Origin of the sequence: Enterobacter cloacae complex sp. IR53041, assembly GCF_049238285.1 — a bacterium.
Taxonomy (GTDB): Bacteria; Pseudomonadota; Gammaproteobacteria; order Enterobacterales; family Enterobacteriaceae; genus Enterobacter; species Enterobacter roggenkampii.
In genome coordinates this window covers 14,774-28,228 of record NZ_JBMKHB010000021.1, presented here as the reverse complement: position 1 = coordinate 28,228, position 13,455 = coordinate 14,774, and the positions used below count along the sequence as shown (strand labels likewise).

The window sequence follows — 13,455 nt, the reverse complement described above, 5'->3', positions numbered from 1 at the left end:
GGTTAAGCAACAACTATGTATTCCATCGCGCTGAAATCGCTCGGGAATTGAGCTGGGTGGGCAGATGTATGAAAAAAGCCTGGCATGCCAGGCTTCGTGTCGCTTTCAGAGAGAGTGCTCTGGCTGCTGGAGGAAGGAGGGTGAGCCGGTCGGTAATGGGGACGAAGACCCGTGATCCAATCTGAAATTCCGGGTGCGGGCCTGGAGTTCAATCACCTGATTGCGCAGTACATCCGAGGAGCCGTTGAGTTCCTCCGCCATCGCCACGTTGCTTTGCGTGACCCGCTCCAGCTCCGAAAGCGCCAGCGTGATCTGGGAAATACCTTTCTCCTGCTCAGACGTCGACGCGAAGATTTCATCCATTAAGCGACTGACGTTTCCCGAGCCCGTCACGATTTCATGCATATTCTTCTCTGCCTGCGACACCACGGTCGCGCCCTGCGTGACGTTACTGCTGGTGACTTCAATCAGCGCTTTGATATTCTTCGCGGCCTCTGCGCTGCGGTGCGCCAGGTTTCTGACCTCTTCCGCAACGACAGAAAAACCTTTTCCATGGTCGCCCGCTCTTGCCGCCTCAACGGCCGCGTTGAGCGCCAGAATATTGGTCTGGAACGCAATGCCGTCAATCAGCGAAATGATCTCCGTCATCTGCTGGGCGCATTCGGTTATGGACTGCATATTGTTGGCAACCTGCCCCATCAGCTCCCCGCCCTTACGCGCCTGCAGCGTCGCCATATTCGCCTGTTCACTCGCCAGGCGGGTGTTATCGGCGTTATTTTTAGTGCTCGCCGCCATTTGCTCCATGCTGGCTGCGGTTTGCACTAAAGACGCAGACTGCTGTTCGGTTTTTACCGAGAGCTGAGCGCTACGTGTCGAGAGCTGATCCGATAAGGTCATGGCGGTTTGCGATGACGCCCTGATCTCACGCACCAGCGTCGCAATGTTGCCGGACAGGCTGTTGATCCCGGGAATGAGTCGCCCCGCACAGTTATTGCCAAACTCCGGGATAGAAACCCCCAGGTTGCCGGCAGTCACCTCTTCAATACTTTTCTTCACCGTATTGATCGGCGTCACAAGATACCGGGTCATATAGACCCAAAGCAAAAATAGCGCAACGAAATTGATAGCGTTAAGGGAAATAAAGAGAGAGGGCTTGCTGGAAATTAGAACAACGACACCTGCGTTTACCAAAAATAGCGATAAAAGGAACCCGATAATAAAGGTTCTGACACTAATATTTCTTAGCATGATGATACCCACATTTTATATTTTGGTCGGCATCTAGACTTATAGCATTGGCACAAACGTTTTTCCTCGGAAACTTCACGGGTTTGTTGTTTCGCCGTTAGCAGCCTGGGATTTAGCTTAAGTCAGATGAAAAAAGCGTATTAGTGAAAATGTTCTTCGCAGCATGCTGTGATACTGGTCTGCCGCCACGTTAAGCGATACCATCCGCTGCGGCGAACCGATACAATCGCCGTTATATTTAAGGAGCTTTGCTACTTTTATTCGCTCTTGTTTAGCAATGCTTAATACGTTAACAATGAGAATATATTTTATATTCTTAATGCGATGTAGAGTATTAATATGACTGGTCATGCTTCACGATAAATAACTAATATTGTTTGAATGCGCATGTTCGTTGCCAGATTAAGATGTGCCCGGCAGGCGAAATCGGTAACCCTCTCAGGCGTGGGATTGCATAATGCTCAATATATCGTGGGACCCTGTGTTAATCGCTATCTCTTATCTGGTGGCCTTTATCGCCTCCTTTGTGGCGCTGGACAGTGCCGGAAAGATCCCCCTTTCCAGCCGAAAGGCTGCCCTGTTCTGGCGCATTGCCGGGGGTATGACGCTGGGGATCGGCATCTGGTCGATGCACTTTATCGGCATGCTGTCGATGCAGATGCCGATGATGATGCGCTATGACCTCTGGTTAACCCTTGCGTCTCTGGGCGTCGCGATTATTGCGTCGATTACGGCCCTTGATATTGCCGTCGCGGGAAAAAAACGTTCTTCGTTTCGACCGATCGTTGCCACGGCTATCCTGAGCGCAGGCGTGGTATCTATGCACTATATCGGTATGGCTGCCCTGATGCTGGATGGCAGCATTATCTGGGATCGCCGCATTGTGGGGTTGTCGGTGGTCATTGCCGTGGTGGCGTCCGGCACGGCGCTGTGGCTGGCTTTCCGCCTGCGAGACAAAGGGGTTTTTATCGAGCGCCTTCTCGCCGCCCTGGTCATGGGTGCCGCCATTTGTGCGATGCACTATACCGGCATGAGCGCTGCGCATTACCCGGAAATGTCGCATACCCTCCCCGGCGGGATCGGCGAGCTGGGGTTATCCATCTGGGTTTCTGTCACCACGCTCTGCCTGCTTGGCGTGATGTTAATTATTTCCCTTATCGATTCTCACCGGCGCACCGGCCGGCTGACGGATAATCTTCGACAACTCAATCGGCAGCTTGAGCTCCAGGCGCGCTTTGATGCGCTCACCGGACTCGCGAATCGCCATCAGATGGATCTCCGCATGCAGGACTGCCTGCGCAGCGCGTTGCTGAGCAACAGGCAATTTGCCGTTATTTTCCTGAACGTCGATCACTTCAAACGCGTCAACGATACCTGGGGTCACAGCGTCGGCGATGAGTTATTGATCACCGTCGCACAACGCATCACTTCCCGGCTCTCGCGTGAGATGACCCTGGCAAGGCTGGGAGGTGACGCTTTTATCCTGCTGGTGCCGGAATGTGACGACGACAAACTCAACGCCCTGCTCGCGTCGCTGCTCGAGGATGTGCGACGTCCTCTTTCGATCTGTGGTCATACGCTTAACACGACAATGAGTGCGGGCGTCAGCCTCTATCCTCAGGATGGCGGGACGCTGCATGAACTGAAACTCAAAGCTGATGCAGCCCTGCATCACGTCAAAGACGACGGCCGCAACGGCTGGGCGCGTTACAGAACCGAGATGTCGACAGCAATCCCGGCAAAACCCGGTTTTCTTCAGGAGCTCTCTCAGGCGCTTGAGCGCGATCAGTTTGAACTGTGGTACCAGCCAACCTGGTATGCGCAAGAGAAGACTATCCATGGTTTTGAAGCCCTGCTGCGCTGGCGGCACCCTGAGCAAGGCGTTGTGCTGCCTGGTCTGTTTATCCCCTCGCTGGAGCAAACCGGCTTAATTATTCCGGTGGGCAACTGGGCCATTGAAGCGGCATGTCGACAGCTGCATTTCTGGACTGAACAAGGGTTCAGCCAGTGGACGTTATCGCTCAACTTATCCCCCGTCCAGTTCGAGCAGCCGGACATTTTCCACATCGTATCGTCGATGCTGGAAAAATATAACTTGTCCCCGTCCAGGCTGATCCTTGAGGTCACGGAGAGCACCGCGCTGAAAAATCTCGACCGCAGCATTGAGTTGCTCAACGCTTTTAATCATGCGGGGATCACCGTCTCGATTGATGATTTTGGTACGGGCTACTCCAACCTGCTGATGCTGAGCGTGCTGCCGGCAAAAGAGCTCAAGATCGACAAAAGCTTTGTAACGTCGATGCTGGAAAATGAAAAAACCTACAAGCTGGTTGAAACCATTATGAGTATCGCCCGCACCATGGAGATGAACGTGGTGGCAGAAGGGATTGAAACGGAAGAACAGCAGGCGGTTCTCACCCGTCTCGGCTGCGACTACCTGCAGGGTTACCTCTTCTCCCGCCCCTTACCTGCCGAACAGGTGCCGTGGCTGCTTCTGCAGATAAACTCAGAAAAGCAAATTATCCCCCTTAATAAAATTCAAACGGACGCCGCATTTATTTCACAAAAAAACCATGCCTGACGGGGTTTAGTAGAGTATGTTTCAAAGCAGAACACACGAGTCACGTCTGTCATGATTGTCAGGCGTATTAAGCCGATGAACAGGAAATGCCTATGTCGCAAAACGGTTTTGAAGCGCTGAACGTCATTAAAACACCCGTGTGGCTTATTTCACCCGTTTCGGAAGAGATCGTTTTTGCGAACGTGGTCGCAATGCAGCTTATGGGAGATAAGACGCTCGATCAGCTGCGTAAAGGCATCTATTCCGCGAATGCACAAGCTCTCCTGTCGATGTATGTACCTGAACTGAAAACCGAGCAGGAGATCGTCGAAATCTGGACAATAAGAAGCCGGGATGGGCTGGATACGCCGTTAAGCTGTCGTCTCTCGCTTGCCCGTTACGCCCCCTGGGGAGATGTGATTGTCTTCGAGGGGATCGCCCAACATATCCTCTCAGGACTGAAGGCCAGCCGCTCCGCAACCTACCGGCGAAAAAAACAGGGGTTTTACGCCCGTTTTTTTCAGACCAACAGCGCGCCGATGCTGTTAATCGATCCTGCCCGCGATGGTCAGATTGTTGATGCCAACCTGGCTGCGCTCAATTTTTACGGTTACTCGCATGATGGTATGTGCAGCAAGCATACCTGGGAAATCAATACCCTGGGGCGAGACGTGATGCCCATTATGACCGCGATTGCCGCGCTGCCCGGCGGCCATAAGCCGCTCAACTTTGTTCACCGCCTTGCCGATGGTTCCACCCGCCATGTTCAGACGTATGCCGGGCCCATTGAGATCTACGGTGACAAGCTGATGCTGTGCATCATCCACGATATCACCGAGCAAAAAAGACTGGAGCAAGAGCTGGAACATGCCGCGTTACGTGACTCCATGACCGGGTTACTCAACCGACGCCAGTTCTACGCGATTACCGACCCCAACAATCTCAATAATCGACCTGCCCAGCAGCAGTTTAGCCTGCTGCTGGTTGACACCGATCACTTCAAAAACATCAACGACCTGTTTGGCCATTTGAAGGGCGATGAGGTGCTTATTGCCCTCTCCCGAACGCTGGAAGCCTGTAGTCGGGAGAACGACATGGTGTTCCGCTGGGGGGGCGAAGAGTTCGTCATCCTGCTGCCGCATACCTCTCTCGACACCGCGTTGCAGATTGCCGAGTCGATCCGTGCAGCCGTTGCCCGCATTACGATTCCGGGCTTACCACGGTTTACCGTCAGCATTGGCGTGGCGCGACATAACCCGGGGGAGACGATTGATGAGCTGTTTAAGCGTGTAGACGATGCGCTGTATCGCGCTAAAAATGATGGGCGCAATAAAGTCCTTGCAGCATGAAACTGGAGTATACGGGAAAGCCCCGCTACAATGCCTGCCTCGAATAAATTAACGTCAGGTGGGTAAAATCTGCAATGGGCAAAACAGAAATAATACTCACCTTAATTATTTTGCTCCTTATTATATTTGGCTTCTGGTTTATTTTTAGCGGGGAAATCTGGTATCTCGTCGAGTTTCTCGAAAATAGTCTTTACCCGACCTTCGACGCCCCTTAACGCACGTTTAATATCGTGTTTCACCTACCGAATTTGTCAGGTATCTGCCAGCCTGACGGCCGCGTAAGATACGCGTCGTTATCCTCCAACTACGTTGATAACGAATCACTTATTCACTTGCTTATGTTGCCCGTGCTCTGACGGGCTTTTTTATTTCCGGCATTTCAGCCACGCCAGGCTATATCTTAATCATCTTTAATGACAAGGGAGAGGAATGATGAGCAAGAAGATCCTGATGCTGGTGGGCGATTATGCCGAAGATTACGAAACCATGGTGCCTTTTCAGGCGTTACAGATGGTTGGTCATCAGGTGGATGCCGTCTGCCCCGACAAACCGAAGGGCGACTACATCATAACGGCAATCCATGATTTCGACGGCGCCCAGACCTATAGCGAAAAACCCGGTCACCGCTTTACCCTCAACGCCGACTTTTCCGCCGTAAAGGAGCAGGACTACGACGCGCTGCTCATCCCCGGCGGGAGAGCGCCCGAGTATCTGCGGTTAAATGAGGACGTGTTAAAGCTGGTACAGGCGTTTGACGCCGCGCGCAAACCGATTGCGGCGGTGTGCCATGGCCCGCAGCTGCTCGCTGCCGCGGGCATCCTGAAAGGCCGTACCTGTAGCGCCTACCCGGCCTGTGCTCCTGAGGTCCGTCTCGCGGGGGGACACTATGCCACGATCGGCATCGATCAGGCACATGTTGACGGCAACCTGGTGACGGCTCCCGCGTGGCCCGCCCATCCGCAGTGGCTGGCGAAGTTTAATGCGTTGTTAGAATAATACGTCACGGTCTCATCGCTGCCGGAAAGCACAGCGCGGTATCATCCATGGCAAAACTGGCGCTCACGTGCGCCAGTTCGCATTAACCATCAGTGCTTCTCAATATACATCGTCCGGCTATACGCCACGTCTTCCGGGTTATTAATCGGATACCCTTTCACCCACGGCTTAATCAGACGACCGTTGGTGTACTGGTAAATAGGCGCGATCGGCGCTTTCTCCATGAGGATTTTCTCCGCCATGTTGTAGTCCGTATTACGCGCTTTCGCCGTGGTTTCGAGCGTCGCCTGGTGGATAATTTTATCGTAAGCCGGGTCGTTGAAGCGCGAGATATTGCCGCTGTGGGTAGAGGTCAGCAGGGACAGGAAGGTCGAGGGCTCGTTGTAATCCCCCACCCATGACGCGCGGATCACATCAAAATTGCCGGTGTTGCGGCTGTCGATGTAGGTTTTCCACTCCTGATTTTGCAGCTTGACATCCACACCGAGGTTTTTCTTCCACATGGACGCCACCGCAATGGCGATTTTCTGGTGGTTTTCCGACGTGTTGTACAGCAGGTTCAGCTTCAGCGGACGCTGAGGGCCGTAGCCTGCGGCCTGGAGCAAGGTTTTGGCCTGAGCGTTCAGCTCCTGCTGGGACATCTGCTCAAACGGTGAAGGTTCAGGCGTGAAGCCCGCCGTCACGTCAGGGGTGAAATGCCAGGCCGGTTTCTCGCCGGTACCCAGTACCTTATCCGCCATAATGCGGCGATCGATAGTCATGCTCAGCGCAAGACGGACCCTGGCATCGGCGGTCGGGCCCTTTTGTGTGTTAAACGCGTAGTAATAGGTCCCGAGCTGAGGCGGCGTATACACCTGGCCAGGAATATCCTTCAGGAGCTTCTGATACATGTTTTTCGGGAACGATTCGGTAATATCGATATCCCCTGCCAGATAGCGTTTCGTGGCGGACGATTCCTGATTAATCGGAATAAAGGTCACTTTTTGCAGGACAGTTTTCGCATTGTCCCAGTAGTGGGTGTTCGGCACGACAACCAGTTTTTCATTCACCACGCGCGCGTTCAGAACGTAGGCCCCGTTACCGACCAGCGCTCCCGGACGCGTCCACTCTTTCCCGCTTTCAACATTGGCTTTTTGCACCGGATAGAAGGCGAAGTTTGCCGTCAGGTTGCTAAACCACGGTAGCGGTTTATCCAGCTGGACGCGCAACGTTCTGGCATCCACCGCCGTCACGCCCAGGGTATCTGGCGCCGCTTTACCATCAATAATGGCCTGCGCGTTGCTGATGCCTGCCAGCGCCGCAAACCAGGCAAACGGAGAGGTCGTTTTCGGATCAACCAGACGCTGCCAGCTGTAGACAAAATCCTGCGCGGTAACCGGCGTACCGTCAGACCATTTTGCGTTATCGCGCAGGGTGAACGTCCAGATTCGGTTATCGTTGCTCTGCCAGCGCGTCGCCACGCCCGGAGTCAGTTCCCCTCTCTCATTCTGATTTACCAGCCCTTCGAAAAGATCGCGAATCACCTGAATCTCTGGCAACCCCACCGCTTTTGCGGGATCGAGCGAAGCCGGTTCGTCTTTAATGTGTCTGACCAGCTCCTGTTTTTGCGCCAGCACCGTGCCCTGTGGCACATCAGCAGCGTATGAGAGTGAAGAGAGTCCGCACAGGCACAGTGCGGCAAAAAGACGCGAAACAGGATGCTTCATAAGATCCCCTTTAAAAAATACAGGTAAAAAGCAGATGCGTAATTATTTGTTTCGACAGTAAGAAATGCAAACAACTTACGCCTGAATAGTGATTTAAGGCAATTCTCAGCCGTTAAGGAAACTATTTGATTAACAGCGGCTTTTGCACAACACTGCCTGTAGAGACTTCGTTATCAGGATATCGTATGGCAACCACCCGACCCCGCGCGGAACGCGGCGCCTTCCCTCCGGGCGCTGAACAATATGGCCGCTCATTTTTAGGCGCATCGCTGATCTGGTTCCCGGCCCCCGATGCCGATCGCGACAGCGGTTTGGTTATTGCCGGCACGCACGGAGATGAGAACTCGTCTGTCGTCACGCTCTCGTGCGCGCTGCGGACGCTGACCCCGGCATTGCGACGTCACCACGTGATTCTTGCCGTGAATCCGGACGGCTGTCAGCTTGGATTACGGGCGAATGCGAGAGGAATCGACCTGAACCGTAATTTCCCTGCGGCAAACTGGCGCGCAGGGGAAACGGTATATCGCTGGAACAGCTCCGCCGAGGAGCGGGACGTGGTGCTGCTCACGGGCGATAAACCCGGATCGGAGCCGGAAACGCAGGCGCTGTGCCAGCTTATCCATAAGATCCACCCCGCCTGGGTTGTCTCCTTCCACGATCCGCTGGCCTGTATTGAAGATCCGCGCCACTCTGACCTGGGCGCGTGGCTGGCCCAGGCGTTCGCCCTCCCGCTCGTCACCAGCGTGGGCTATGAGACACCCGGTTCATTCGGCAGCTGGTGCGCCGACTTAAGCCTGCCCTGCATCACCGCCGAGTTCCCGGCGATCTCCTCCGACGAAGCCAGCGAAAAATACTTAAAGGCAATGATGGATCTGTTGCGCTGGCAGCCTCAGAGGTGAAGTACGCCGCTGGTAAAATTAAGCGCCGGTGAAACGTCAACGGCCAGCCACGTCGGGCCATCCAGATCGGCGAAACGGACCTGATTGACCAGCGGCAGCGCCGCACCGATCGCTCGCGAGGTGCAAAGCATGCATCCCAGCATCAGGGCGAACCCCTGCGCCCGGGCGTCCGCCGCCAGGGCCAGGGCTTCAGTCAGTCCGCCAGTCTTGTCGAGTTTGATATTGACCATGTCATAGCGGCCCTTAAGCGCGCTCAAATTCTCGCGGGTATGACAGCTTTCATCCGCACAGACGGGCAACGGATGGATAAAATTCTTCAGCGCCGCATCCTCTTTTGCCGGCAGAGGCTGCTCCAGCATCGCCACGCCCAGATCGGCCAGCAGCTGGCATCGCGCGGCCAGCCCTTCGGGATGCCACGACTCGTTGGCGTCAACAATGAGCGTGGCTGACGGCACCGCCGAGCGAATGGCGACCATCCGCTCGCTGATCAGACGATCGTCGAGCTTCACTTTTAACAGCGTGGCCCCGGCGTCATAGAGTGCTTTCGCACTGGCGGCCATCTGCTCGGGCTCCCCAATCACGACCGTTTGCGCGGTCACGATCGATTCCGGCACGGCCACGCCCAGCAGTGACGTCAGCGATTTTTGCTGCTTAGCGGCTTCAAGGCTCCAGAGCGCACAGTCGATGGCGTTGCGCGCCGCCCCGGCGGATAAACGCTGCTGTAACGCGTCGCGCGTGAGCCCTTTTTGCAGGTCAGGTACCAGGGTCATGATCTGCGCCATCACGGATGGCAGACTTTCCCCATAGCGCGGGTAAGGCGTACATTCCCCGACGCCTTTAAACCCCTCTTCTTCGATTTCAACCACGACCACGCTGGCTTCACTTCGGCTGCCACGAGAGATCACAAACGGGGTATGCAATGGCCAGGCTTCTTCATAGACCTTAACGCTTCTCATCACTGACTCCTTGCGGCCCGGAAAGGCGAAAAATTTGGTTTGCCGTGTTATCTGCTGATGGCATACACTAGCCACGACGTTAACTATATGTAAACAGGAAGATATCTATGTCACAACTCGTTCATTTCCAGGGCAACCCGGTTGCTGTAGCAGGTTCCATTCCGCAGGCTGGCAGCAAAGCGCAGGCTTTTACTCTGGTGGCTAAAGATCTGTCTGACGTCACACTGGCTCAGTTTGCGGGCAAACGCAAAGTACTGAACATTTTCCCAAGCATTGATACCGGCGTTTGTGCCGCATCCGTGCGTAAATTCAACCAGCTGGCGACTGAAATGGACAACACCGTGGTGCTGTGCATTTCCGCTGACCTGCCGTTTGCCCAGTCCCGATTCTGCGGTGCCGAAGGCCTGAGCAACGTTATCACCCTTTCCACCCTGCGCAGCGCTGATTTCCTCGAGAACTACGGCGTCAGCATCGCGGAAGGCCCACTGAAAGGTCTGGCAGCACGTGCTGTACTGGTTCTTGATGAAAACGACACTGTCGTTTTCAGCGAACTGGTTAACGAAATCACCACCGAGCCGGACTACACTGCCGCGCTGGACGTGCTGAAAGCATAATAAGTCCTTAGCATTCTATACAACTTATTCTCAACCTCGCCACGGCGGGGTTTTTTTATTAGAAAACAGCTGAATCGTTAAAGCCAAAATATTCATCGATCACAAAAATCATGCAATAAAGACAGCAACATGTAACTCCCGCGTGATCATTAACGCATTCTAATTGTTAAAATCACCTAATTTTAACCTCAGTGAAGCCCATCACATTTCCCTTTTTGTCTAAACATTAGATTTGCTTACGAAAGTAAATAATCGTTTCAGCAAAAAGGATAAACTATGAAGATCAAATTCGCTTTTACGCTCCTGGCGGTCCTGGTTTCTGGCCATGCCGCGGCTAAAACCTGGGTGCTGACAAGTGCTGAAAGCAGCGTAGAGAAAGGAAACTGGAAGATTTCCAGTGATGAGCTGAAAGTTAAAGATCAGACGTTCAGCATTGAGCAAAAAGTCTTGCACGGCGGCAAGCAGGAAGGCAGTAAAGTCATCGTTATTAGCAGTAAAGATGGCCTGACAATTACGCTGAGTCCGACCCGCGGCATGAACCTTCTGCACGTTGAAGGGTTTGGCACCCGACTGGGGTGGGATTCCCCCGTCAAAGAGGTCGTGAATCCGGCTTATATCAATCTTGAGAGCCGCAACGGTCTCGGCTGGCTGGATGGTTTCAACGAGATGATGGTGCGCTGTGGCTATGAGTGGACAGGTCACCCTGTCACGGCGGACGGGCAAATTTACACCCTTCACGGCAGGGCCGGGAATACCCCAGTATCACAGGTGGAAGTTGAGGTGGCGGATGCCGCCCCGCATGAGATCCGCGTTCGGGGTTTGATCAAAGAGAGCACGTTCAAAAAAGCGGATCTGCAGACCATGACCGAACTGCGCTACGTTCCCGGAACCAACCAGTTCAGCCTGCATGATGTTCTCACTAACCATGCCGATTACCCTCACGATTACCAAATCATCTATCACAGCAACTTCGGGACGCCGATCCTCGAAGAAGGCGCACGTTTCCTTGCGCCAGCGGCGAGCGTAAGCCCATTCAATGACTACGCCAAAGCGGGCGTTAACGACTGGCAAACCTATGCCGGGCCGACAAAAGGCTTTGATGAGATGGTCTTTAACATTCAGCCGCTCGCCGACAACAACCACGAAACGCTCGCGGCGGTGGTCAATAAAGCCGGCGATAAAGGCGCATCAATCCAGTTTGATACGCGCCAGCTGCCCGTGCTGACCTTATGGAAAAACACCGATACGCTGAAGCAGGGTTATGTCACGGGCATCGAACCGGGTACCAGCTACGCCTACCCCGTGACGATTGAACGCCAACAGAAGCGGGTTAAGCAGCTGCAGCCTGGCGCCAGCGCGCAGTTTGATCTGACCTATACCCTGCTCCACAGCCCGCAGCAGGTGAAAGAGGTTGAAAGCAGGATTGCGTCGATTCAGGGCGAGACAAAAACAGACATCGTTAACACGCCGCTGGCGAAGGAATAAATCTAAAGTGAAAAGTAAAAAGCCTCTTTGCAGAGGCTTTTTTGTTATTCGTCACCTTTCTTATGATTCAAACCATACTCACGTAGCTTATTGGCGATTGCGGTGTGCGAGACGCCCAGGCGTTTTGCCAGTTTGCGGGTGCTGGGATAGCTGCGGTACAGCTGCGTCAGCACAGAACGCTCGAAACGGCTGGTGATGTCATCAAGTGACCCTTCCATCGCCTCTTCCCCTACCGATACCGTTCCGGCGTCATAATCCGGCAACAGGATATCCTGCGGGCGCAGCTCATACCCTTCAAGCTGGGTCAGCGCACGATATACGGCGTTTTTGAGCTGACGAATGTTCCCCGGCCAGCCGTAGCGCATAAGCACCGTGCCCAGATCGGCAGACAGCTTCGGACGAGGAACCCCCTGCTCATCGGCAAAGCGGGCGACGAACAGCTCCGTAAGCGGCATGATGTCCTGCGGGCAATCGCGCAGCGGCGGAATATTCAGCGTCAGGACGTTAAGGCGGTAATAGAGATCTTCGCGGAAGATCCCCTTTTGCACCAGTTCCACCAGGTTCTTCTGGGTGGCGCAAATGACGCGCACGTCCACATGCACCTCGTGATCCTCACCGACGCGGCGGAACGTGCCGTCGTTCAGGAAACGCAGCAGCTTAGCCTGCATACGCGGCGACATTTCGCCGATCTCGTCCAGCAGCACGGAGCCGCCGTTAGCCTGCTCGAAGAAGCCTTTCTTGCCCTCCGGCGCGTGACCAAACAGCTCGCTTTCAACGGCATCTTCCGGGATAGAGGCGCAGTTAAGTGCCAGATAAGGCTTAGCCGCACGCGGGCTCGCCAGATGCACGGCGTGAGCCAGCAGGTCTTTCCCGGTGCCGGTATCGCCGGTAATCAGCAGCGGCGCGGTCAGGCTTGCGAGCTTACGCGCCTGATCAACCACATGACGCATTTTCGGGCTGACGGCAATAATCTGGCTGAACGCGCCAACGTCCTGACTGGAGAGGTTTTGCAGCTGACGACCCATGCGTAGCGTCGAGCGCAGCATGATCACCGCCCCGGTCAACACGCGGGTATTCCCTTCCCCTTTCAGATAGACCGGCGTGATCTCCATCAGGAAATTCTGCCCGTTAATCACCACATGCTCGCTGTGCGTGTTCTGCGGGTTGCTGTCCAGCCAGCGCTGGAAGTTAAAACCGGGGATCAGCTGCGCGGCGTTATGATTGCTGAGCTTCTCCTGGCTCTGCGCGAAAAGCTGGCAGCTCGCGTGGTTAACGCGCTCAACTTTGCTTTTCAAATCCAGGGAGAGGAACGGTTCAGGCATGGCTTCCAGCAGCGCGCTCAGCGCCAGGTGCTCACGCTCGGACGGCATCCAGGGAATGGTGCGTACATCCGTAACGCCAGCGATACGGCGGATTTCCGCCATCAGGCTGCTGAAGGTATTAAATTCAATTTCGGCAAAATTGAGGTAAATTCGCCCGACAGGATCGATCTCAATGCCACGTAAATCAATGCTACGTAAAACAAGAAGATCGAGTAATTCGCGGGTCAGACCGAGACGGTCTTCACAGAAGACTTCAAGACGCATGGGAAATTCACCGTTTTAAGCCAATAACAGTAAAATGATATGTCAGAACACGGTGA

Annotated in this window: 11 protein-coding genes; 7 read left to right on the top strand and 4 right to left on the bottom strand. The window is 54.3% G+C overall.

Annotation, left to right across the window (positions count from 1 at the left end; genetic code table 11):
- Positions 1-105: 105 nt before the first annotated feature.
- Positions 106-1,248 carry a methyl-accepting chemotaxis protein gene (locus ACOTXF_RS15550; protein ID WP_234115317.1) on the bottom strand — a complete coding sequence of 381 codons (1,143 nt, stop codon included), beginning with the start codon at positions 1,246-1,248 and terminating at the stop codon, positions 106-108.
- A 457-nt stretch (positions 1,249-1,705) separates the two neighbouring features.
- Here ACOTXF_RS15550 and ACOTXF_RS15545 point away from each other — a divergent pair, with 457 nt between their 5' ends.
- From ACOTXF_RS15545 to ACOTXF_RS15530, 4 genes are all read left to right on the top strand, one after another.
- Positions 1,706-3,829 (top strand): putative bifunctional diguanylate cyclase/phosphodiesterase, encoded by a 2,124-nt coding sequence (locus ACOTXF_RS15545; protein ID WP_047745741.1) that lies wholly within the window; start codon positions 1,706-1,708, stop codon positions 3,827-3,829.
- A gap of 92 nt (positions 3,830-3,921) precedes the next feature.
- On the top strand, positions 3,922-5,157 hold the full coding sequence (locus ACOTXF_RS15540; protein WP_008501261.1) for a sensor domain-containing diguanylate cyclase: 1,236 nt from the start codon (positions 3,922-3,924) through the stop codon (positions 5,155-5,157).
- A 74-nt stretch (positions 5,158-5,231) separates the two neighbouring features.
- Positions 5,232-5,372 carry an Ecr family regulatory small membrane protein gene (locus ACOTXF_RS15535; protein ID WP_021240268.1) on the top strand — a complete coding sequence of 47 codons (141 nt, stop codon included), beginning with the start codon at positions 5,232-5,234 and terminating at the stop codon, positions 5,370-5,372.
- A 217-nt stretch (positions 5,373-5,589) separates the two neighbouring features.
- The gene (locus tag ACOTXF_RS15530) at positions 5,590-6,153 is read left to right on the top strand and encodes a DJ-1/PfpI family protein (protein ID WP_008501260.1); all 564 of its coding nucleotides are present in this window, start codon (positions 5,590-5,592) and stop codon (positions 6,151-6,153) included.
- An 89-nt stretch (positions 6,154-6,242) separates the two neighbouring features.
- Here ACOTXF_RS15530 and ACOTXF_RS15525 read toward each other — a convergent pair whose 3' ends face one another.
- Positions 6,243-7,859, bottom strand: a complete 1,617-nt coding sequence (locus tag ACOTXF_RS15525) for a peptide ABC transporter substrate-binding protein (protein ID WP_008501259.1) — start codon at positions 7,857-7,859, stop codon at positions 6,243-6,245.
- 185 nt (positions 7,860-8,044) lie between these two features.
- Between ACOTXF_RS15525 and mpaA the strand changes: the two genes are divergently transcribed.
- On the top strand, positions 8,045-8,758 hold the full coding sequence (gene mpaA / locus ACOTXF_RS15520) for a murein tripeptide amidase MpaA (protein WP_008501258.1): 714 nt from the start codon (positions 8,045-8,047) through the stop codon (positions 8,756-8,758).
- On the opposite strand, the gene ycjG is transcribed toward mpaA, so the two are convergent.
- On the bottom strand, positions 8,749-9,714 hold the full coding sequence (gene ycjG, locus ACOTXF_RS15515; RefSeq protein ID WP_048962353.1) for an L-Ala-D/L-Glu epimerase: 966 nt from the start codon (positions 9,712-9,714) through the stop codon (positions 8,749-8,751). The genes mpaA and ycjG overlap by 10 nt on opposite strands.
- Before the next feature lie 107 nt (positions 9,715-9,821).
- On the opposite strand from ycjG, the gene tpx reads away from it, so the two are divergent.
- Together tpx and ACOTXF_RS15505 are read left to right on the top strand one after the other, a co-directional pair.
- A complete protein-coding gene (gene tpx, locus ACOTXF_RS15510) occupies positions 9,822-10,328 on the top strand; it encodes a thiol peroxidase (protein WP_008501256.1) in 507 nt (168 codons plus the stop codon).
- A 276-nt stretch (positions 10,329-10,604) separates the two neighbouring features.
- Entirely contained in the window at positions 10,605-11,813 is a 1,209-nt protein-coding gene (locus ACOTXF_RS15505; protein ID WP_032674905.1) for an aldose 1-epimerase family protein, read from the top strand.
- 44 nt (positions 11,814-11,857) lie between these two features.
- On the opposite strand, the gene tyrR is transcribed toward ACOTXF_RS15505, so the two are convergent.
- The gene (tyrR, locus tag ACOTXF_RS15500) at positions 11,858-13,399 is read right to left on the bottom strand and encodes a transcriptional regulator TyrR (RefSeq protein WP_032652110.1); all 1,542 of its coding nucleotides are present in this window, start codon (positions 13,397-13,399) and stop codon (positions 11,858-11,860) included.
- Positions 13,400-13,455 lie beyond the last annotated feature (56 nt).